The organism is Pseudomonas sp. W17, from assembly GCF_040268305.1.
GTDB classification, from domain to species: Bacteria; Pseudomonadota; Gammaproteobacteria; order Pseudomonadales; family Pseudomonadaceae; genus Aquipseudomonas; species Aquipseudomonas protegens.
In genome coordinates, this window is record NZ_CP158490.1 from 4303352 (window position 1) to 4325253 (window position 21902).

At 60.7% G+C, this 21902-nt stretch carries 18 protein-coding genes, 1 tRNA gene and 1 pseudogene; 11 read left to right on the plus strand and 9 right to left on the minus strand.

Annotated elements, in window-relative coordinates:
- Nucleotides 1–5 precede the first annotated feature (5 nt).
- The gene (locus tag ABCR88_RS19780) at nucleotides 6–1067 is read right to left on the minus strand and encodes a glycosyltransferase family 2 protein (RefSeq protein ID WP_350403191.1); all 1062 of its coding nucleotides are present in this window, start codon (nucleotides 1065–1067) and stop codon (nucleotides 6–8) included.
- 299 nt (nucleotides 1068–1366) lie between these two features.
- Between ABCR88_RS19780 and ABCR88_RS19785 the strand changes: the two are divergent.
- From ABCR88_RS19785 to ABCR88_RS19800, 4 genes and pseudogenes are all read left to right on the plus strand, one after another.
- A pseudogene (locus ABCR88_RS19785) lies at nucleotides 1367–1687 on the plus strand (TetR/AcrR family transcriptional regulator); the annotation flags it as partial.
- 285 nt (nucleotides 1688–1972) lie between these two features.
- Nucleotides 1973–2863: an amidohydrolase family protein gene (locus tag ABCR88_RS19790; protein ID WP_350403193.1), complete on the plus strand. Its 891-nt coding sequence runs from the start codon at nucleotides 1973–1975 to the stop codon at nucleotides 2861–2863.
- A 47-nt stretch (nucleotides 2864–2910) separates the two neighbouring features.
- Nucleotides 2911–4140, plus strand: a complete 1230-nt coding sequence (locus tag ABCR88_RS19795) for an MFS transporter (RefSeq protein WP_011061835.1) — start codon at nucleotides 2911–2913, stop codon at nucleotides 4138–4140.
- A 98-nt stretch (nucleotides 4141–4238) separates the two neighbouring features.
- Complete coding sequence (locus ABCR88_RS19800; protein WP_015636006.1) at nucleotides 4239–5849, plus strand: amidohydrolase family protein; 1611 nt, start codon at nucleotides 4239–4241, stop codon at nucleotides 5847–5849.
- Between the two features lie 103 nt (nucleotides 5850–5952).
- On the opposite strand, the gene ABCR88_RS19805 is transcribed toward ABCR88_RS19800, so the two are convergent.
- Nucleotides 5953–9021: an FAD-binding and (Fe-S)-binding domain-containing protein gene (locus ABCR88_RS19805; RefSeq protein ID WP_350022869.1), complete on the minus strand. Its 3069-nt coding sequence runs from the start codon at nucleotides 9019–9021 to the stop codon at nucleotides 5953–5955.
- 160 nt (nucleotides 9022–9181) lie between these two features.
- On the opposite strand from ABCR88_RS19805, the gene ABCR88_RS19810 reads away from it, so the two are divergent.
- A complete protein-coding gene (locus ABCR88_RS19810; RefSeq protein ID WP_015636008.1) occupies nucleotides 9182–10087 on the plus strand; it encodes a LysR substrate-binding domain-containing protein in 906 nt (301 codons plus the stop codon).
- Between the two features lie 209 nt (nucleotides 10088–10296).
- Here ABCR88_RS19810 and ABCR88_RS19815 read toward each other — a convergent pair.
- The 5 genes from ABCR88_RS19815 to ABCR88_RS19835 all read right to left on the minus strand — a co-directional run bounded on the left by ABCR88_RS19815 (nucleotide 10297) and on the right by ABCR88_RS19835 (nucleotide 14007).
- Nucleotides 10297–10372, minus strand: a tRNA-Gly gene (locus ABCR88_RS19815).
- A gap of 65 nt (nucleotides 10373–10437) precedes the next feature.
- Complete coding sequence (pgsA, locus tag ABCR88_RS19820; protein ID WP_011061839.1) at nucleotides 10438–10998, minus strand: CDP-diacylglycerol--glycerol-3-phosphate 3-phosphatidyltransferase; 561 nt, start codon at nucleotides 10996–10998, stop codon at nucleotides 10438–10440.
- 32 nt (nucleotides 10999–11030) lie between these two features.
- A complete protein-coding gene (uvrC, locus tag ABCR88_RS19825) occupies nucleotides 11031–12854 on the minus strand; it encodes an excinuclease ABC subunit UvrC (RefSeq protein WP_350024139.1) in 1824 nt (607 codons plus the stop codon).
- Between the two features lies 1 nt (nucleotide 12855).
- Nucleotides 12856–13497 carry a UvrY/SirA/GacA family response regulator transcription factor gene (uvrY, locus tag ABCR88_RS19830; RefSeq protein ID WP_011061841.1) on the minus strand — a complete coding sequence of 214 codons (642 nt, stop codon included), beginning with the start codon at nucleotides 13495–13497 and terminating at the stop codon, nucleotides 12856–12858.
- Between the two features lie 147 nt (nucleotides 13498–13644).
- A complete protein-coding gene (locus ABCR88_RS19835; RefSeq protein ID WP_041120685.1) occupies nucleotides 13645–14007 on the minus strand; it encodes a helix-turn-helix transcriptional regulator in 363 nt (120 codons plus the stop codon).
- 82 nt (nucleotides 14008–14089) lie between these two features.
- Between ABCR88_RS19835 and ABCR88_RS19840 the strand changes: the two genes are divergently transcribed.
- A complete protein-coding gene (locus ABCR88_RS19840) occupies nucleotides 14090–14320 on the plus strand; it encodes a DNA-binding protein (RefSeq protein WP_011061843.1) in 231 nt (76 codons plus the stop codon).
- A 22-nt stretch (nucleotides 14321–14342) separates the two neighbouring features.
- Here ABCR88_RS19840 and ABCR88_RS19845 read toward each other — a convergent pair whose 3' ends face one another.
- Nucleotides 14343–14804 carry a GNAT family N-acetyltransferase gene (locus tag ABCR88_RS19845; RefSeq protein ID WP_350022870.1) on the minus strand — a complete coding sequence of 154 codons (462 nt, stop codon included), beginning with the start codon at nucleotides 14802–14804 and terminating at the stop codon, nucleotides 14343–14345.
- Nucleotides 14804–15559 (minus strand): carbon-nitrogen hydrolase family protein, encoded by a 756-nt coding sequence (locus ABCR88_RS19850; RefSeq protein ID WP_350403199.1) that lies wholly within the window; start codon nucleotides 15557–15559, stop codon nucleotides 14804–14806. The genes ABCR88_RS19845 and ABCR88_RS19850 overlap by 1 nt, the downstream gene beginning before the upstream one ends.
- Nucleotides 15560–16199: 640 nt before the next feature.
- Here ABCR88_RS19850 and ABCR88_RS19855 point away from each other — a divergent pair.
- The 5 genes from ABCR88_RS19855 (at nucleotide 16200) to ABCR88_RS19875 (ending at nucleotide 21888) form a co-directional block, all read left to right on the plus strand.
- Nucleotides 16200–17291, plus strand: a complete 1092-nt coding sequence (locus ABCR88_RS19855) for a 3-deoxy-7-phosphoheptulonate synthase (protein ID WP_350403201.1) — start codon at nucleotides 16200–16202, stop codon at nucleotides 17289–17291.
- A gap of 214 nt (nucleotides 17292–17505) precedes the next feature.
- Nucleotides 17506–17787: a peptidylprolyl isomerase gene (locus ABCR88_RS19860; RefSeq protein WP_007924449.1), complete on the plus strand. Its 282-nt coding sequence runs from the start codon at nucleotides 17506–17508 to the stop codon at nucleotides 17785–17787.
- A 152-nt stretch (nucleotides 17788–17939) separates the two neighbouring features.
- Entirely contained in the window at nucleotides 17940–19802 is a 1863-nt protein-coding gene (locus ABCR88_RS19865) for an extracellular solute-binding protein (RefSeq protein ID WP_041118784.1), read from the plus strand.
- On the plus strand, nucleotides 19802–20866 hold the full coding sequence (gene yejB, locus ABCR88_RS19870; RefSeq protein ID WP_350403205.1) for a microcin C ABC transporter permease YejB: 1065 nt from the start codon (nucleotides 19802–19804) through the stop codon (nucleotides 20864–20866). The genes ABCR88_RS19865 and yejB overlap by 1 nt, the downstream gene beginning before the upstream one ends.
- A complete protein-coding gene (locus tag ABCR88_RS19875; RefSeq protein WP_350022873.1) occupies nucleotides 20866–21888 on the plus strand; it encodes an ABC transporter permease in 1023 nt (340 codons plus the stop codon). The genes yejB and ABCR88_RS19875 overlap by 1 nt, the downstream gene beginning before the upstream one ends.
- The last annotated feature ends 14 nt before the right edge of the window (nucleotides 21889–21902 follow it).

The following is a 21902-nucleotide window of genomic DNA, read 5'->3' on the forward strand; positions in this document are numbered from 1 at the left end:
GCGGATCAATCCAGGTTGCGGTGGTAGGACAACGCTTCACTGTGCCGGGCACTGGAGCGGCCGATGGACAGCCCGCAGCCACGCACCACTGCGCCGGCAGTGTCGAGCAACGAGATGGCAGTGACCATGGCCATGGCCCCCAGGCGCCGGGCTCCGTGCAGGGGCGGCAGGTCCTGGTGGTTGAGGGCCCGCAGGCTGTAACCCAGGCGCCCGACCATCACGCACAAAGGCCCCAGCGGCCCACTGCGCCCGAGCCATTGCAACCAGCCCGGCATGTAGGCGCGCACCAGATACGGGGTCAGGCCGACGCTGTCGCCGCCCCTGAGCCAGCGCAGCTTGAACACCTCGCCCTGGCTGTCGGGCAGCCGGTGCTCGGTGTGTGCCGCCGGCGCATAGGCCACCGCCACCCCCGCCGCTTGCAGGCGCAGGCCCATGACCTGGCAATGGGCACGATAGATGCCATCCAGGGGCTCGTAGCGATACTGCTCGAAGGTGGCACAGCGAAAAGCCACGTTGTTGGCGTAGAAGTTACGCGTGGCGCCGTGGCGCAAGGGGCTGGGGAAATACATGAAGTCGATGGCGGTCAGTGCGCTGCCGGCGACGCTCGGCGCGTAGCTGGTGCGCCCGGCCACCGCCACGGGCGCCTCGGGTTGCACAAAGGGCAGCAGCAACTCTTCCAGCCAATGGGCATCGGGCAGGCAGTCGGCATCGGCGAATACCACGTACTGGCAGCGCGCCTGGTCGACGCCATCGAAACCGACATTCTTGGCATCGTAGTAACCGGTGCCGGCATCGATCTCGATGAACTCCAGCGCACAGCCGGCCAGGCTGCACAGCGCCTGGCGCGCCTCAAGGTCGAGGCCGTCATGGGTGATGATCCACTGGGCAAAAGCCTGGGGCGCCAGACTTTGCAGGGCCAGCCGGGCAATCAACCGCTGGAGGCTGCTCAAGGCTTCGCCTGCATTCTTGCCGCCGCGCAGATTGTTGGTTTCCAACACCAGTGCGGTCTGGGCAGCAATCCCTTGCAGGCGCGTGAACAGGTCATCGCCGGGAGGCAACTGCGACATCCTGGCTGTCGTTTCTTGGCTATCCATTTCGCGGTGTCTCTGAAAAAAGCAGGGCCGCCCGGGGGCGTGACGGGCGCAATCACAGCATTATTCCGAGGATTATTCAAACACCGGCTGCGTCGGCTGTGATGCCCCGCGCAATCGCTTCTGGCCACCCATGTCATCCGCCAGGTAAGCCGCTGTCTGGCATCGCTGCAACGATTGAGGCTCTGACGGCAGAACTCGCTCCCCCCTAGAAGCGCGCCGCCAGCTGCTGATACAGCGCCATGGGCAAGCTGATTCCTTCTATTTGCGCCCGGGCCGAATTGTTCGATTCACAATTCGAGTTCGCCATGCGCAGCTGGGCCCTGCAATCCCCCGAAGTGGCGCACGAGATCCGCCAGGCCGATGCACAGCGGGTGCAGGCCCTGGCACAGATGTTCGACCGTTTCGGTTTCGCCCATGACGCCGCCGTCACCCGCGCGCGCTCGATCTACCTGACCCAGATCGGCTACATCAGCATGAACACCCAGAAACCGATGGCGCAGCGCATGCGCTACATCCCCGAGTACTTGAAGATCTTCACCGGCGTGGAGCCCCTGCCCCGGGAGCTGGACCGGTTCTTCCAGCGCAACGGTTTTTTCAGCGGCCGAGCTTTAGAACTGAGGCGGGCCGCCGCTTGGCCCGCCGGCGTTGCTCAATACCCTGTTCAGCCTGGGCCGGTTCGGCTGGGGGCTGAGCAATCTCGACCAGGCATCCCGATGACGCCCCCAACCCCGTGTAAAAAACCACGCCTGCACGCATTGACAAGGCAGAGTCAAAAACTCAACATGCCAGCACTTGTAGGACAACCAACAACCAACAACTAACAAGTGCCGCTTTTCAACCGTGATGACGCGCGAAAGGCTGTCGAGGGGATGAAATCCATGTCTCACTTGCGACCCGCCACCGACTCGCCGCCTTTGTGCGCGCCCCCTGGAGCAGAGGTCCGCGCCCCGAGCTTCGTACTGCCGGCCGGGGCATGCGACACCCATGCACACGTAATCTCCGGCGATCTTGAGCGCTATCCACTGGTACCCGACCGTAGCTACACCCCGCCTCCGGCACCTGAGGCGCTGTATCTGGAGGTGTTGCGGGCGATGGGGATGCAGCGAGGGGTTTTGGTGCAGCCGAGCGTCTATGGCACCGATAACCGGTACATGCTCGAAGTGTTGCAACGTCATCAGGAGCAACTGAGAGGGGTCGCGGTAGTAGACGAACACGTTGGCGACGACGAACTGGCGAATATGCATGCCTTGGGTGTGCGTGGTGTTCGCATCAACGTTCTGTTTCGAGGCGGAGTGAATCTGGACTTGATGGAGCACCTGGCCCATCGAATTGCCGACCTTGGCTGGCATATGCAGTTTCTGATTGATGTTCGGCTTCTAAGTGAGATTGAGGCTCGGATGGCCAAGTTGCCTTGCGCTGTCGTGATTGATCACTTCGGGCACTTCCCGGCCCATCTGGGCATTAAGGAACCGGGGTTTGAGTTGCTGCTGAGGAACGTGGCGGAGCACGGTTGGTGGGTCAAGTTGTCGGGCGCTTACCGCCTGAGTGATCAACGTCCGGACTATGCCGATACAGATGCGCTCGCCCATGCCTTGCTGGCCGTTGCCCCGGAACGAATGGTGTGGGGCAGCGACTGGCCTCACGTAGCACTCGAAAGTACGCCCGACACAAGTTCATTGCTGGATCGCTTGCTTTCATGGGCGCCCAGCGAACGCCAACGACAGAGCATTCTGGTTGATAACCCTGGCGCCCTGTACGACTTCAAATAACAAAAACAATAACCAAGCAGAACTGCGGTGCTGCCCGGAGAATAATAATGAGTTGGTTTAGCGAACTTAATACCGTTGAAAAACGCACCTTCTATTCCGCATTTGGTGGCTGGGCCTTGGACGCCCTGGATTTCATGGTGTTCACCTTTGTCATCGCCTCGCTGATGACCCTTTGGCACATTGACAAGGGTTCAGTGGGGCTACTGAGTACCGTGACGTTACTTTTCTCGTCCATTGGCGGATGGGGAGCGGGCATTCTGGCAGACCGATACGGTCGTGTGCGGTTGCTGCAGATCAGTATTCTGTGGTTCTCGATCTGCACCGTATTGATCGGCTTTGCGCAAAACTTCGAACAGTTATTTGTCCTTCGGGCACTGCAGGGGCTCGGGTTCGGAGGTGAGTGGGCCGTGGGATCGGTACTGATCGGCGAAATGGTTCGAGCGCAACATCGCGGCAAAGCCGTGGGTATCGTGCAAAGCGGATGGGCCATTGGCTGGGGCGCCGCCGCACTGCTCTACACACTGTCTTTCAGCTTGCTTCCCGAAGATATTGCCTGGCGGTCGCTGTTTTGGATCGGCATCGTTCCGGCACTTCTGGTCCTCTACATTCGTAAATATGTACCAGAGCCCGAGGTATTCCTGCGGACTAAAAAGCACCAGAGCGAAACAGGCAACTCGGTTCCTTTCTGGCACATTTTCTCACCCTCGCTCCTGCGCACCACGCTGCTATCTGCCCTGCTCTGCATGGGCGTTCAAGGTGGCTACTACGCAATCACCACGTGGTTGCCAGCCTATCTGAAACTGGAAAAGGGCCTGTCGGTCTTTGGCACCGGTAGCTATCTGATGGTCGTCATCATCGGTTCATTCTTTGGTTATGTCTGCGGCGCCTTCCTGTCTGACCGCCTGGGGCGGCGCCCCAACTTCATTATCTTCGCCGTTCTGTCGGCCATCAGTGTGGTCTGCTACATGCAGCTGAACTTGACCAACACTCAAATGCTGTTTCTCGGCTTTCCACTGGGCTTCGCAGCTTCAGGTATCTACAGCGGCATGGGCGCCTTTTTGACTGAGCTTTATCCTTCAGCAGTGAGGGCCAATGGCCAGGCATTCTCCTATAACTTTGGGCGAGCGGTAGGCGCTCTGTTTCCCGGACTCGTAGGCTTTATAAGCGCCAAATACAGCCTCGGCACCGCCATCGCGATCTTCGCGGGAGGAGCCTACTGCCTTGTCCTGGTGGTGACCTTCTTCCTCCCGGAAACCAAGGGCAAGCAATTACACTGAGCCAGCCATCATTTGTTAGAGTAACGCCCACGCAATGTTCGTTACGTGGGCGTTTGACGTTTCAAGCTTTTGAAACTGACATTTGATGACTGAGTAAAATGACTATAAAAGCAATTGGCCGACGCGATCACTTCTCGGTTGAAATTTTTCGTCACCTGGAAAGCGAAATACGTGAAGGTCGACTCCGCCCAGGTGATCGCATCCCCACGGAAAGCCGGTTAGCAGAGGCTTTTGCCGTTAGCCGAAATGTAGTGCGTGAAGCTGTCGCTCGGCTCAATTCGGCCGGCCTCGTCGTCAGTCGCCAGGGGCTTGGGGTATTTGTTGCAACCGAAGCCAACCAAAGCAGCTTCCGGATTACTCAAGAGGAGCTCACCGATAGCACCAAGCTGCGTCAACTGTATGAGCTGCGCCTGGACCTCGAAGTCGCCGCGGCCGCCATGGCCGCCAGACGCCGGTCACTCAGTCAGTTGAACAAGATTGAAGCGGCACTGGACACCCTGCGCGCCAGTATCCAAAACCGTCAGGACATGGTGGAACACAGCCTGCAGTTCAAGCGCGCAATTGCCGATGCCACAGGCAATGAATACTTTCGCAACTTCATCATTTTTCTGTGCAGCCACGTCTACGAAGCGGCGTTACTGGAGAACCACCTGGTTCGCTCCAGCGACCTTGGCGAGACGCTACTGGCTGAGCATCAGGCAATCTTCGAAGCGATCAGGCTCGGCGATCCCGACCTTGCCAGACGAGTCACCTGGCAACAAATCATCAACTCCGCCGAACGCAACGGATTGCGAGGATTGCAAGGCTGGGAAATCACTCGGATGAGTTCGCTGGGAGAGACCTACGCACCGCAATGCGCAGGCCCGGACCCTGAACCTCGTACATTGCCACGCACCTTGCCTGACGGCGCGTGCGACTGCCACTTCCACGTTTTTGGTGACGAGAATGGCCAACCCTTCTCTCCTCACCGCTCCTACACGCCACCTCCCGCTCCACTGGAGGCATTTCAGCGCGTCCAAAAAACCCTGGGGCTAAGTCGCGGGGTCATCGTCCAACCCAGCGTCTATGGGGCGGACAACAGCACAACGCTCGCGGCACTGAAAGAAGCGGGCAGCGCATTCCGCGGCGTTGTGGTGATCGATGCCGATACCGATACAGAAACCTTGTGGGCAATGCATCGCCTCGGGGTGCGCGGCGTGCGCGTCAACCTGATCTTCAAAAGCGGTGTTGAGGTATCGGATGTTGCAGCGCTGGCAGAAAAAGTCGCGCCACTTGGCTGGCACCTACAGCTACTGATCGATATCACCGAGTTCGCCGACTTGTACGAGACCGTGGCCAGCCTGCCCGTCGCAGTCGTCATCGACCACATGGGGCACATGCCCACCAGTTGCGGGCTGGGCCATCCAGGATTCACCGACCTGCTGCGGCTGTTAAAAGAAGGTCGTGTGTGGGTCAAGCTTTCGGGGGCTTATCGCTTTACTGCATCGAAGGACTTCCCTTACGACGACGTAACGCCCTACGCTCGGGCGTTGATCGAAGCGAATCCAAACCGCTTACTGTGGGCGAGCGACTGGCCACATCCTTGTATACCGGTACCCATGCCCAACGATGCCAGTCTGCTGGAGATGCTGTTTAACTGGGTTGAAAACGATGACGCGCTCATCAAGCAGATTTTGGTTGATAACCCTGCAAAGCTCTATGGGTTCTGATACCGCTCGACGATCTGCGCACATCGGTTTTCGCTGGGCCGATGGCCTCCAATCAATACCTTAAGAAACGCGAGGCGACCAAGCCGCCTCAGGCTCGCGCCAATCAGCATCCTGAAGATGGGGCGGCGGTGTCGCGCAGGAACTTCAGCAACGCCTGGAGCGGGTGCAGGACAATCTGCCCGTCCTTGCGCTTGACCTGGCTTCGACACGAGTACCCATCCGCCAGCAGGCGCCCTGCCCCATTAAGACGGGCCACCAATGGCCCCCAGGACTGTCGGTAAATAACCTCGGACGTCTCGGCATTTCGTGTTTCGTGCCCGTAGGTTCCAGACATCCCACAACACCCACTGGCTTGCACCTGCAACCTCAAGCCGACTCGCGCATAGATCGTCTGCCATAGGCCCACACTGCCCGGCTCGTTGGTTTTCTCGGTGCAGTGCGGCAGGAAGTAGTAAGTACCTTCGTCGGCGCTCACCGCTGATTGCACAAGCACCTCCACAAGCCATTCCTGAGGCAGCAGAACCGCTGGGGCCTGATCCTCACCCAGGGTCTTGACGTACTCCTGGCGGTAAACCAAGGTCATCGCTGGATCAAGCCCCACCAACGGAATCTGATATTGATGCAGTTCGCGAAGCGATCGGGCGTTGCAATGCGCGGCTTGTTCGAATGCCTTTAGAAAGCCCTGAACCTGCAGCGGCTTGCCATTGGCCGCGAACGGCGCGATGTACACCTCAAAACCGAGCCTGGAAATCAACTCGATCCAGTCCGCGAGCAGCGGTGTCTCGAAATAACGGGTGAAGGCGTCCAGCACGAGAATAACGCTGCGTTTACGCTGCGCCTCGCCCAGCCCTTCAAGAAGCGCTGGCGACGCCACGCGCACCTTCCAGCGGCGGCAGACGTCATCAAAATTCAGCAAGCTCAGCAGCGGGCTGTCGACCATACCGCCAACGCGCCGCAGAAACCCACCCACCACCCCAGAACCGATGATCCCGTTGTACAAGCGCGGCACACGGGCCAAGTAGGGAATCGTGTACTCCAGAGAACCGATGAGGTAATCCTTCAACGGGCGCAGATATCGGCTGTGGTATAGCTCGAGGAATCGCGAGCGAAAGTCGGGCACGTTGACTTTCACCGGGCACTGACCCGCACAGGACTTGCAGGCGAGGCACCCTGCCATCGCCTCGTAGACCTCATGGGAAAAGTCTTTCTGGCCCATCTTGTGCGCAACCGTATTGGCTGCACGCCTGGCGAAGCCGATCACCGTGGCCGCTAAAGGGCGAGCCCCTTGTGAAACCAACACATCGACACCTTGTTGCCCCTGCAAGCGCAGCCACTCCCGGATCAGAGAAGCGCGCCCCTTGGGCGAGTGAATTCTATTTCGAGTGCCCTTCCAGGAAGGGCACATGGCGTCATCGGGGTCGAAGTTGTAGCAGGCGCCGTTGCCGTTGCAATGGACCGCGGCGTCGTAATGCAACCACACCCGCTCATCAATCGTACGATCCAGCTCGCCGCGCAACGTGACCTCATCAACTCGAGTCAACCGAGCGTCAGGTAGCGTGTGTGGCGTGGCGATTTTTCCCGGGTTGAGTTGGTTGTACGGGTCAAAAGCCGACTTGAGTTCCTGCAGCGCCGGATAGAGTTCGCCGAAGTAGTCCGGCACATATTGCGACCTCAACCCTTTGCCATGTTCCCCCCAGAGCAAGCCACCGTGCTTTTGCGTCAGCTCAGCGACGGCATCGGAAATGGGCTGGATCAAGGCCGCCTGGGCGGGGTCTTTCATATCCAGAATCGGCCGCACATGCAGGACCCCGGCGTCAACGTGGCCGAACATGCCATATTCCAAACCATGGCTATCCAAAAGCGCCCGAAATTGCGCAATGAAATCAGCCAGGTTCTCGGGAGGAACCGCAGTATCTTCAACGAACGGCTGGGGCCTGGCGGAACCTTTGACATTCCCCAGCAGCCCCACCGCACGCTTGCGCATCGCGTAAACCCGCTTCAATGCCTCTGCACCGATGGCAAGGGTGTGCCCCAACCGCACCACACTGGTGTCCTGCTGAAGGTGCCGGACAAACTCATGAACACGCAGCTGAACCACTTCCTCATCGTCGCCGCTGAACTCCACCAGGTTGATTCCCAGGGTTGGCACATCGGGGTCTTGGGGAAAGTACTCGGCGACTCCATGCCAGACGATGTCGTTCATGGCCAGCCCGAGGACCTTGGAGTCGACCGTCTCGATGGACAATGGCTCAAGCTGCATCAACGCCTTGGCATCGCGCAATGCATCCATGAAGCCCGCGTAACGTACGTTGACAAGGATGGAGTACTTGGGAATGGGCAACACATTCAGCGTGGCTTCAACAATGAAACCCAGTGAGCCTTCGGACCCACACAGGACACTGTTCAGATTGAATCGGTCATTCGGCTCACGCAGATGCGCCAGGTCATATCCCGTCAAGCAACGGTTCAACTTGGGAAAGGTATGCTCGATGAGTTCGGCATAATCATCGGCGATCTGCGAAGCACATCGATAAATTGCCCCAACCTTGTCATCGCGATGCGCTTGCGCCTGCCAGCAATCTCGCTCCAGGACCGCACTATCGAGCCGCTCCCCGCCTATCAGAATGGTAGAAAGCGCCAGGACGTGGTCACGGGTTTTTCCGTAGGTACAGCTTCCCTGACCGCTTGCGTCGGTATTTATCATCCCGCCGATCGTAGCCCGATTCGACGTCGACAACTCCGGTGCAAAAAATAGTCCGTGCGGTTTCAACGCTGCATTGAGCTGGTCCTTGACCACACCGCTTTGCACACGCACCCAGCGCTCCTCGACGTTGATCTCAAGGATGCCGTGCATATGACGCGACAGATCCACCACAACGCCGCTCGTCAACGATTGGCCATTGGTTCCGGTTCCGCCGCCACGCGGCGTGAGTACCACCGAACTGAACGACGCCAGCGCCGCAAGACGGGCCAAGAGCTCGACATCTTGCACATTTCTGGGGAACACCGCGGCTTGAGGCAGACGCTGATAGATCGAGTTGTCAGTTGCCAGCACTGTCCTCACAGCATGATCGCGCGCAATTTCACCCTGGAATCCTTCTTTCTCAAGACGAGCCAGGAACAACTCACAGGGTTCGTTTTTAGTTTCGTGGGGAGGCAACCTGGCAATCATGGTGGAATTCCTAGCGGCGATACGGCTAATCTGAGCATTCTCGTTATGTATGCTTCCTAGCCCGAGGCCTGGCTCAGGACAAAGGCCTTTCCGCCGATTTTGTGGGGACAAGACAATTCACACAAACGTAAAACCTGCAGCTTTTCCATGAGCTTTATGAATGAACCCACGAAGACTGACCCCCTCGATGTCCCTGCTGATCGCTTTCGAGGCAGCAGCCCGACATTGCAGCTTTACCAAAGCGGCAGACGAACTTGCCCTGACTCAAAGCGCTGTCAGCCGGCAAGTGCAGGCTCTGGAATCACAGCTTGAGGTCTCGCTGTTCAAACGTGAGGGAAGAAGAATCGAACTCACCGCTGCCGGCGCGCTTTACCAGCATGAACTCACTGCCGCACTGGGCCGAATTCGAAGCGCTACCCTGCAGACAATTGCCTTCAAGGAGGAAGAAGGTCCATTGAACCTCGCGGTACTGCCGACCTTCGGTTCAAAATGGCTGCTGCCCAAAATGCATGAATTTTATGCACGTCATCCCAGGAGCCTGGTGCACGTCCACTCGAGGATCATTCACGCCGACAACCCATCCAGCGTGAGCGACATGCAGGCCATCATCTACGCGGGAAAAGGCGACTGGCCGGGCTATGTATCGCACCTTTTGCTACAAGAAAAACTGGTGGTTGTCGCCAGCCCCAAAGCGCTGCCGGACAGCCTTGAGATGTCGCTCAACGATGTCACCAATCATTTGTTGTTGAATGTCGTTTCACGACCCAATAGCTGGTCTGATTGGTTTGACCTCAACAAGCTGGACCACCAGAAAATGCGGACAGGCCCAAGCTTTGAGCTCACGGCTCACCTTATACAGGCGGTATCCGCTGGCGTCGGCATTGGGCTGGTTCCCGATATTCTGGTGCAAGACGAAATCAAATCCGGGGCACTGGTAAAACTGTTTGGCCCTATGGAAAGCGGTCGCAATTACTATCTGACCTGCGCAGCGCGCTATCAGCATTATCCGGCGCTTGAAACATTCAGCGCCTGGCTGTTATCCGAGAGCGCCATCGTAAGTGCCTGAACAGGCCAGGGGCCGGATGTTCATCACCGCTCCAGCAACGAACCGATTCAGCGCTGCCCGGATTCAAGCCTTTTGAGAAGGACTCAATTCCTGGATTTGAAAGCGCTGGATGGTGCTGGATTTCAGTGAAACCCGCAGAAACGAAAAAAGGACCCGAAGGTCCTTTTTTCGATCGCTACAGAATTCGTGGAACTCTGCAACGCTATGTTTGGAGCGGGAAACGAGACTCGAACTCGCGACCCCGACCTTGGCAAGGTCGTGCTCTACCAACTGAGCTATTCCCGCAACGTCTTGGTGTTGCGCATTTTATAGAAATCCGAATGCGCGTCAAGCCTTTGATTCAAAAAAACTTATTTTTTCTCGTTGTCAGTTTTCAGGTGCGGCCAGGCGGCTCGCAGATACTGCAGCATGGACCACAGGGTCAGGCCCGCTGCCGCCAACAGCAAGGCGTAACCTACCAGCACCCAGAAACTGAAGTCCGAGGGATTGGCCAGCAAAATCACCAGCGCCAGCATTTGCGCCGCCGTTTTCCACTTGCCCATGTTCGATACCGCCACCTGCGCGCGGGCGCCGAGCTCGGCCATCCACTCGCGCAGCGCCGAGATGACGATTTCACGACCGATGATCACCGCGGCGGGCAAGGTCAGCCACAGGTTGTGATGCTCCTGCACCAGCAACACCAGGGCCACCGCGACCATCAGCTTGTCGGCCACCGGGTCGAGGAACGCACCGAACGGCGTGCTCTGCTGCAGGCGCCGCGCCAGGTAGCCGTCCAGCCAGTCGGTGGCGGCCGCGAAGGCAAACACTGAACTGGCGGCCATGTAGCTCCAGCTATAGGGCAAATAGAACAGCAAAATGAAAATCGGGATGAGCAGGACGCGTAGAACGGTGATCAGATTAGGGATATTCATCGGCACAACTGGCTACGAGGTGATTGGGCATTCTACTCGCTGTGCAGGTTTGCATAAATCAACTCTGCGAGCTTTTTACTGATTCCCGGTGCTTTGGCAATCTCGTCGATGCTTGCACGGGACAGTTCCTGCAATCCACCAAAATGTTTGAGAAGGTCCCGCCGACGCTTCGGCCCGACGCCCGCCACCCCTTCCAGGGTCGAGGTACGCCGGGTCTTGCCACGCCGTGCGCGGTGACCGGTGATCGCGAAGCGGTGAGCCTCATCGCGGATTTGCTGGATCAGGTGCAGCGCCGGCGAGTCACCCTTGAGGGTGAATTCATGGGCTGCGTCGTTCAGGTACAGGGTTTCGAAACCAGCCTTGCGGGTCGCGCCCTTGGCCACGCCGAGCAGGATCAGGTCCGGCACCGCCAGCTCATTGAGCACATCCCGAGCCATGGACAGCTGGCCCTTGCCGCCGTCCACCAGAAGGATGTCCGGCAGCTTGCCCTCGCCGTCCTTGAGCTTGCTGAAGCGCCGGGTCAGGGCCTGGTGCATGGCGGCGTAGTCGTCGCCAGCGGTTACGCCTTCGATGTTGTAGCGCCGGTAGTCGGACTTCAGCGGCCCTTCCGGCCCGAATACCACGCAGGAAGCTACAGTGGCCTCGCCGCTGGAATGGCTGATGTCGTAGCACTCCAGGCGCTGCGGCGGCTCGTCCAGGTTCAGCACCTCGGCCAGGGCTTCGAAACGTGCGGCCACGTGCTGGCGGTTGGCCAGGCGCGCGCTCAGGGCCTGCTCGGCGTTGGTTACCGCCAGTTGCTGCCAGCGGGCGCGGGTACCGCGTACCCGGTGGCTGATGGTCAACTCGCGCCCGCGCAGCTCGTCGATGGCGGCGATCAGGGTCGGGAAGTCCTCATGGACCACGTTGACGATCAACTCGGAAGGCAGGTCGCGTTCCGGGCTACTGACAAAATACTGGCCGAGAAACGCCGACATGACTTCGGCCACGTCCTCCTCGATACCCACCTGCGGAAAGAAGTTCTTGCTGCCCAGTACCCGGCCGCCGCGCACGCTGATCAGGTGCACACAGGCGCCGCCCGGGTTGACGAAGGCCGCCACCACATCCACATCGCCCGTGCCACCTTCCATGCTCTGCTGGTCCTGGACCCGTCGCAGCAGGGAGATCTGGTCCCGCAGTTCGGCGGCCTTTTCGAAATCCAAGGTGCTGGCGGCGGCTTCCATGGCGGTGGAGAGCTCGTCGGTCAGGGCATTGCTGCGCCCTTCCAGGAACATCACCGAGTGGCGCACGTCCTCGGCATAGACTTCAGGCTCCACCAGGCCGACGCAGGGCGCCTTGCAGCGTTTGATCTGGTACTGCAGGCAGGGCCGCGTACGGTTCTTGTAGTAGCTGTCCTCGCACTGGCGGACCATGAAGGTCTTCTGCAACAGGCTGAGGCTTTCGCGGATGGCGCCGGCGCTGGGATAAGGGCCGAAATACTTGCCCTTCTGCTTCTTCGCCCCGCGATGAATGCTGAAACGCGGAAAGTCGCCGTCCGAAAGAAACACGTAGGGGTAGGACTTATCGTCGCGCAGGAGAATGTTGTACGGCGGCCGCCACTCCTTGATCAGCGTCTGCTCCAGCAGCAGCGCTTCGGTTTCATTGGCGGTGATGGTGGTTTCGATCTGCGCGATGCGCGCCACCAGGGCGGCGGTCTTGGGCGCCTGGCCGGTCTTGCGGAAATAGCTGGAGAGCCGGCTCTTCAGGTTCTTGGCTTTACCGACGTAAAGCAGGCGTGCATCGCTGTCGAACATGCGATACACACCGGGGCGGCCACTGCAGGTAGAAAGAAAGGCACTGGGATCAAACTGGTCGGTCATTTCAGAGGCTGGCATCAACCATGCCGTGACGAACCGCCAATAGCGTCAACTCGACATCGCTGCTGATCGAGAGTTTCTCGAAAATGCGATAGCGGTAGGTGTTCACGGTTTTCGGCGACAGGCACAGCTTGTCGGAGATGATCTGCACCTTCTGGCAGCCGACAATCATCAGCGCAATCTGGATCTCCCGTTCCGACAGGGCGTCGAACGGTGAATCACTGGAAGGCTGGAATGACTTGAACACCAATTGCTGAGCGATCTGCGGGCTGATATAGCGCTGGCCGGCAAATACCAGGCGGATGGCCTGGACCATTTCGTTCAGACCCGCGCCCTTGGTCAGATAGCCCGCCGCGCCCGCTTGCAGCAAGCGGGTAGGAAAGGGATCTTCCTCGCAAACGGTGACCGCCACGACCTTGATGTCCGGATGACTGCGCAGCAGTTTGCGCGTGGCTTCGAGGCCGCCGATGCCTGGCATCTTGACGTCCATCAGGACCACATCGGGCTTCAGCTCCCGCGCCTTGAGCAGGGATTCTTCCCCTGACTCCGCCTGCCCGACTACTTGCAGGCCATCGATGTCAGCCAACATTCGTGTAATGCCCGTACGAACGAGATCATGGTCATCGACTACTAGCACCCTTATCAAGCAGACACCTCGCGATATGGTCTTTACAGGTTGCCCGACACCTTAGCAAAAAAGCGGCGTACAAACCTAATCACAAGCGCTATATAAAAAACATCCGGGCGCAATAACGGTCCAACCGCCGTGCGCCTCGAAAGAGGCCAGCGCCCCTCACTCTCGTACCTGGGCCTTTCGCCTCTCGCCCTGGATCGCCGAAAGCTCGGCCAGGGTACTGGTCAGGCGGCAGATAGCATCCTGATCCTCCTTGAACAGCGCCCGATAGCAATCCAGGACCTTTTCCTCGGTCTGACTCAGCCCGCCGCTCTGGATCGGGATCCGGCTGCCGGTCAGCACATACAGCACATCCACCCCTTTTGCCGCCACCCGGGACAGATAATCCGCCTTGGGTGCACGATCACCACTTTCATATTTACCCTGGGCGTTGGCTTCAACCCCGCCTATTTCACCAAAAACTTTCTGCGACAGTCCCAGGCGTTCTCGCTCCTGCCTCAACCGCGAACCGATTCCACTCATTTGGATGTATGATCCCATCTGATACACCCCAAGGGGGTGTCATACTCTTCAAGCATTGAACAAATTTGAACGGTTTTGAACTATGCCCGGTATCCGCACTGCCGCACAAGCCAAGGCCTGGCTGGAACATCAAGGTAAATCGGTTCAACAATTTGCTCGTGAACACGGGGTTGACCCGGCCACTACCTATCAGGTGCTGGCAGGCCGCAAGAAAGGCAAACGAGGGGAAGCGCACAAGGTCGCGGTGCTACTGGGAATGAAGGACGGCATCATCCTCGAGGATGCGCCCGCGATAGATCCCAACGCACAGTAAAGCCTGCGGAACGGCGTTGTGCTCAGGCGTCGCCAAGCCTTCCGGCAAGCGAATCAGACAAGCGCTCCATGCGCCAGAAGCAATCATCCTCTCCCACCACCCGCAACCCCATCCGCTCATACAACCGCTGTGCGGGATTGCCCTTGAACACGGTCAGGCGCAACAGACCTCGGCGCTCCTGGCGAGCCAGCTCCAGCACCTGCTCCAGCGTCCAGGCACCGGCGCCCTGCCCCCGAAAAGCCTCCAGCACATGCAATTCGCGGACATACAGCGCCTGCGCATCCCGGCTCAGGCTGACAAACCCCAGCACCCGGGCACCCTGGCAGATCAGCAGGTTCCTGCGGCCGGCCCAGGCCACATCGAAGGCTTCGTCCTGCCACAGCAAGTCGTTGCGAATGTAATAGCCGAGCATGGTGGAACGGGTCAGATCGCGGGCGAACGCCAGGTCCGAATCAACCGCCGGGCGTAATGAAAAGCCGCCCATCAATGGCTCACCTCCAGCACCTGCGCCAGCCACTGCCCAGTACCACCCCGGACAATCAACAAAGCCTCGCCCACACCCTCGACGGCGCCCAGCAACCGGCCCCGGCCATCCCAGGCTGCGCTGCGTCCGGCGCAGGCCCAACCGCCGCTGGGGCCGCCGTGGTTGGCCATCAGCACCAGCATCCCGTGTTCCTGGGCGTATCCCTGAAGCTGCGCGCTATCGGCGGCGTAGCCACCTTCGCTGATCAAGACCCCGGCAACATAGATCCCGGCGCCGGCATCGACCGCCGCCTGCACATGGCTGGCGTGGCAGAAGTCCGCACAGACCGCCAAAGCCACGGTTTCGCCACCGATATGCAAAGGGGTGCCGCCCTGGCCTGCGACAAAAGCGCGCTCTTCTCCTGCATGCAGGTGCTGCTTGGTGTAGACCGCCAGCGAACCGTCGCCGCCCAGCACCAGAGCGCCAATCAGCACCGGCCCGTCAACAGACAGGCGGATCGGCATCCCCACCACCGCCGTCAGTTCCAGCTCCCGGGCCAGATCCCGCAGTGGCTGCAACTGCGGTGCATCCGGCATCAGTGCCAGTTCGGCTGCCAGTTGCGGTTCGTAGCCGGTCAGCGACAGCTCGGGAAACACCAGCAACTGCACGCCCTGCGCCGCTGCCAGTTGCATCAACCGCTGATGCCGGGCCAGGTTGACCGGTAGATCGCCTGCGATGGACACCGTTTGGGCAGCAGCGAGGGTCAGCACGGACATGAACATTCCTTGGAGGGCGAACAGGCGGGAGCAGCGAGTGTGGCATAAATCCCCTGCAGGCTTAATCCATAACCGCCGCGTGCTGCGCCGATAGAAATTACTGATTGAATCCCGGCACTGGCCTCTAGTAAGCTCGCCCCCACTTTACGGAGAAACCCATGTTGTCCAAGACCCCTTCCCTGCATCGCCACACTGCCAGCGCACTGCGCTCGGTCGCGGCTGCCTGGGTCAACGGCACTCGGGCTCCGGCCAGCTTTTATTTTGGGTATTGGTTTAGCCACTGGCGCGCCTGATACCCAACCGGCGCCCACTTCAACGGGTCGCCTACCAGAGAAATCTCAACCCCCGGTCGGCCTCCCGACCGGGGGTTTTGTTTTTTCCGGCACTGCATTTTCAACCACGACTTTCAGCGACACACCGAACTTACTGAGGATTGCTCCATGAACTACGCCACCTATTACCGCTACGACATGTTCTCCGCCTGGCGATTTAGCAGCCTCCGTTCGGGACAGCCTGCCGCCTCCGATCGGTCACCTACCGGTGGCAATTGCACACTTATGGCCAGTACGGCCAATTGTCGAACACCCCAGTAGGGCCGCGTGCGGGGAAACCACCCGCCGCCCGCCCAGGAAGACCGCACATGAACTCGTCCGTATCCGCTCTGCCCCTGTCCGCCCACGTCAGCGCCAATGAAACCCTGACCCGGCGCCTGCCCAGCTCCCTGGAGCTCAAGCAGCAATTGCCGCTATCCCTGGCCCTGAGCCAGCAAGTCGCCGCCCACCGCCAGGCGGTACGCGCCATTCTCGAAGGCCGCGACCAGCGCCTGCTGGTAGTGGTCGGTCCCTGCTCCATCCATGACCCGCAATCGGCCCTGGAATACGCCGCCAACCTGGCCCACCTGGCCGAAGAAGTGAGCGACCAGATGCTGCTGGTGATGCGCGCCTACGTCGAAAAGCCCCGCACCACCGTGGGTTGGAAAGGCCTGGCCTACGACCCGGACCTGGACGGCAGCGACGACATGGCCGGCGGCCTGACCCTGTCCCGGGAACTGATGCGCCACATGTTGCGCCTGGGCCTGCCGATTGCCACCGAACTGCTGCAGCCCATGGCCGCCGGTTACTTCGAAGACCTGCTGAGCTGGGTCGCCATTGGTGCGCGCACCACCGAATCGCAGATCCACCGCGAGATGGCCAGTGGCCTGGACATGCCCGTGGGCTTCAAGAACGGTACCGACGGCGGCGTCGCCATCGCCTGTGACGCCATGCGCTCGGCGGCTCATCCGCACCGCCACTTCGGCGTCGACAGCCAGGGCCACCCGGCAATCATCCAGACCCCGGGCAACCCCGACACCCACCTAGTACTGCGCGGTGGCCATCGCGGGCCGAATTACGACCACCAGAGCGTGGCCCAGGTGCGCCAGGAGCTGCAGAAACTGAAGATCCCGGCGCGGATCATGGTCGATTGCAGCCACGCCAACAGCGGCAAAGACCCGTTGCGCCAGCCGGCGGTGTTCAACGAGGTACTGGAGCAGCGCTTGCAGGGCGATACCTCACTGATGGGGGTGATGCTGGAAAGCCACCTGTTCGAAGGCTGCCAGCCCCTGAGCGCGAACCTGCGCTACGGCGTTTCGGTGACCGACGGCTGCCTGGGCTGGGACGCCACCGAACAATTGCTGCGCAATGGCGCCCAGCAACTGCAGCGCGCGCACAAGGCCGCAGCCGTCCCCGCCTGAGCATTAGCGCCCCCGTAGGAGCTGGCTTGCCAGCGAAGGCGTCCTCAAGAGCAGCGTCTCTTCCAAGGACCTCTTCGCCGGCAAGCCGGCTTCTACAGGCCCCTCACCACTCATCCCCCGCAGGCGCCAGGCGGCAATGCCTTGAAGGAACTTTGAGAAGAAATAGCCACCTGAATCCGGTAGGCTCTCAACTTTCTTGAAAGGAGCAACATCCATGGCCAAAGCCACTGCCCGTCACATCCTGGTTGCCAGCGAAGCCAAGTGCAACGAACTCAAAGCCGAAATCGAAGCCGGCGCCGACTTTGCCGAAGTCGCGAAAAAGAACTCCACCTGCCCTTCCAGCCGTGACGGCGGCAACCTGGGCTCCTTCGGCCCAGGCCAGATGGTCAAGGAATTCGACACCGTGGTGTTCAGCGCTCCGGTAAACGTGGTGCAAGGCCCGGTGAAAACCCAGTTCGGCTACCACCTGCTGGAAGTCACCAGCCGCCAGGACTGATCCCCAAGCGCCTGCGTCTGCTCAACGGCCCGCCTTTTGGTGGGCCGTTGCGCATGGGCGCCAGGCTCTGCCCAAAGCGGATGCGGCTGGCCAGTCACGCGCCGCTAGCGTACAAATCGTGGTCATCGATCACCCGGCTCCTAAGGCTGACAATGCGACTGCTTTCCTCCACCGTGCTTTTCACCGCCCTGCTGTTGGGCGCCGCGGGTGCCCAAGCCGCACCGCAACACGCCATGACCGTCTATGGCGAACCGGCCAAGTACCCCCAGGGTTTCAGCCACTTCGACTACGTCAATCCCCAGGCCCCCAAAGGCGGGACGTTGCGCCGCTCGGCCATCGAAATCGGCCGCTTCGACCACGTACTGCCCTATATCGACAAGGGCATCGGTGTCTCCCAGCTCGACGGCCTGGTCTATTCGCCCCTGGCCCAGCGCTCCCTGGACGAGCCCTACACCGTCTACGGCCTGGTGGCCGAAAAGATGGAGCGTGCCGAAGACGGCCTGTGGCTGCGCTTCTACCTCAACCCCAAGGCGCGCTTTGCCGACAATACGCCGATCACCGCCGAAGACGTGCGCTACAGCTATGACCTGCTGATGACCCAGGGCAGCATGCGCTACCGCACCCAGTTCGAAGACGTCAAAGGCGTCACCGTGGAATCACCACGAGTGGTGCGCTTCGACTTCAAGAACAACGAAAACCGTACCCTGCCCCTGGATATCGCGACCCTGCCGGTGTTCCCCGAACACTGGTGGAAGAGTCGCGACTTCGCCAATGGCGGCGGCTATGAAGCGCCCCTGGGTAGCGGCCCCTACCGCGTGGCCAAGGTCGACTCGGGCAACAGCATCACCTTCGCCCGCAACCCCGACTGGTGGGGCAAGGACCTGCCGGTCAGCCGCGGCCTGTACAACTTCGATCATTTCAGCGTCGAGTATTTCGGCGATATCGACGTCGCCCGCCAGGTGCTGCGCGGCGGCGCCTACGACTACAACCGCGAGTTTTCCGCCACCGGCTATTCCATCGGCTACGACAGCCCGGCGCTGAACGACGGCCGCCTGCAAAAGGCCCACCTGGCGCAATCGGCGCCGCAACCGGCCCAGGGCTATGTGTTCAATCTCGACCGGCCGGTGTTCCAGGACCGCCGGGTGCGCCAGGCCTTGGCCATGCTCTGGGATTTCGAATGGAGCAACCGGCAGATGATGCGCAACCTCTACATCCGCCAGCAGAGTTTCTTCTCCAACACCGCCCTGGCGGCCCGCAGCCTGCCGGATGCCGAGGAGCTGAAGATCCTCGAACCGCTGCGCGGGCAGATCCCCGACGAGGTCTTCACCCAGGTTTTCGAGGCACCGAAAACCGACGGCAGCGGCGTGATCCGCGACAAGCAACTGCAAGCCCTGGCCCTGCTGGAACAGGCCGGCTGGAAGCCCGAGGGCGACAAGCTGGTGAACGCCCAGGGCGAGCCCCTGAGCTTCACTTTCCTGATCACCCAGGGCTCCATCGAACGCCTGCTGCTGCCCTACAAGCGCAACCTGGCGCAGATCGGCATCAGCCTGAACATTCGCCGCATCGACTCCGCCCAGTACGTCAACCGCCTGATGGCCCGGGACTACGACATGATCGTCACCGGCTACCCGGTGACCACCTCGCCGGGCATGGAGCTGTACAACTACTTCGGCTCCGCCGCGGCCAACGACCCCGGTTCCAACAACTACATGGTGCTCAAGAACCCGGCCGTCGATAGCCTGGTCAACGGCCTGGTGAAAGCCACCAGCCAGCCGGAGATGCTGCGCTACGCCCATGCCCTGGACCGGGTGCTGCAGTGGAACTACTACTGGATTGCCAACTACTACCCGCCCGGCACCTCCACGGTGTGGTGGAACCGCTTCGGCATCCCCAAGGTGCCGGCGAGCAACGATGAAGCCATCGAAAGCTGGTGGGAAGTCAGCAGCAGCGCGCTGACCGACGAACAAATGGCCGCCGAACTGATCCGCCGTGGCAAACCCGGAGGGCGCCACTGATGCTGGCCTACATTCTGCGGCGCCTGCTGCTGATCATCCCGACGCTATTGATCATCCTTCTGGTGAACTTCGTCATCGTCCAGGCCGCCCCCGGCGGCCCGGTGGAACAGGCCATCGCCCGCCTGCAGGGCATCGGTGGCGGCGCCGCTGTCGGCGGCTCCGCCGATGCCATGAGCAGCAGCGGCTCCCGGGCCAGCCGCGGCCTGGACCCCAAGCTGATCCAGGACATCGAGAAACAGTACGGCTTCGACAAGCCGGCCCATGAACGCCTGTGGCTGATGCTCAAGAACTACGCCCGGCTGGACTTCGGCAAGAGCTTCTTTCGCGGCGCCATGGTCACCGACCTGATCCTGGAAAAGATGCCAGTGACCATTTCCCTGGGGCTCTGGGCGACCCTGATCACCTACCTGGTGTCGATCCCCCTGGGGATCCGCAAGGCGGTGCACCACGGCAGCCATTTCGACATCTGGAGCAGCACCGCGATCATCATCGGCTACGCCATGCCGGCCTTCCTGTTCGCCATGTTCCTGATCGTGCTGTTCGCCGGCGGCACCTCGCTGAACTGGTTTCCGGTGCGCGGCCTGGTCTCGGACAACTTCGAGCAGTTGAGCACCCTGGGCAAGGTCGCCGACTACTTCTGGCACCTGGTACTGCCGGTCAGCTCCCTGGTGATCGGCGGCTTCGCCACCCTGACCATCCTCACCAAAAACTCCTTCCTCAACGAGATCACCCGCCAGTACGTGGTCACCGCCCGGGCCAAGGGCCTGAGCGAGCGCCGGGTGCTGTATGGGCATGTGTTCCGCAACGCCATGCTGCTGGTGGTCTCGGGCATTCCCCAGGCCTTTATCAGCGTGTTCTTCGCCGGCTCCCTGCTGATCGAGGTGATCTTCTCCCTCGACGGCCTGGGGCGCATGAGCTATGAGGCCGCGGTGTCCAGGGACTACCCGGTGGTGTTCGGCTCGCTGTTCATCTTCACCCTGTTCGGCCTCTTGATAAAACTCATCGGCGACCTGTGCTACACCCTGGTCGACCCGCGCATCGACTTCGCCGCGAGGAACGCCTGATGCTCAAGCTTTCTCCTTTGGCGCGCCGGCGCTTCGACCGTTTCAAGAAAAACCGCCGCGGCTGGTGGTCGCTGTGGCTGTTCATCGGCCTGTTCATCCTGACCCTGGGCGGCGAGCTGATCGCCAACGACAAGCCGCTGGTGGTCAGCTACCAGGGCTCGCTGTATTTCCCGGTGCTCAAGCGCTACACCGAACAGGAATTCGGCGGCCAGTTGCCGTTCCAGGCCGACTACCGCAGCGACTACGTGCAGCAACTGATCCGCAAGGACGGTGGTTGGCTGCTGTTCCCGCCGGTGCCCTTCAGCGAAGACACCCCCAACTACGACCTGACCCAGCCAGCCCCCAGCCCGCCGAGCAAGGTCAACTGGCTGGGCACTGACGACCAGGCCCGGGATGTGCTGGCACGAGTGATCTACGGCGCCCGGGTGTCAATCCTGTTCGCCCTGGCCCTGACCGCCATCAGCGCCCTGATCGGCATCGCCGCCGGCGCCCTGCAGGGCTACTACGGCGGCTGGGTCGACCTGCTGGGCCAGCGCTTGCTGGAGGTCTGGTCCGGGTTGCCGGTGCTCTACCTGCTGATCATCCTCTCGGGCTTTGTCGAGCCGAACTTCTGGTGGCTGCTGGGGATCATGGCGCTGTTTTCCTGGCTGGCCCTGGTGGACGTGGTGCGCGCCGAGTTCCTGCGTGGGCGCAACCTGGAGTACGTCAAGGCTGCCCGGGCCCTGGGCCTGAGCGACCGCAAGGTGATCCTGAGGCACATCCTGCCCAACGCCATGAACGCCACCCTGAGCTACCTGCCGTTCATTCTCACCGGGGCCATCTCGACCCTCACCGCCCTGGACTTCCTCGGCTTCGGCATGCCCGCCGGCAGCGCCTCCCTGGGCGAATTGATCGGCCAGGGCAAGCAGAACCTGCAGGCGCCGTGGCTCGGGCTGACGGCGTTTTTCACCCTGGCGCTGATCCTCTCGCTGCTGGTGTTCATCGGCGAGGCGTTGCGCGATGCCTTTGATCCTCGATCTTGAAGCGGACTGTAGAA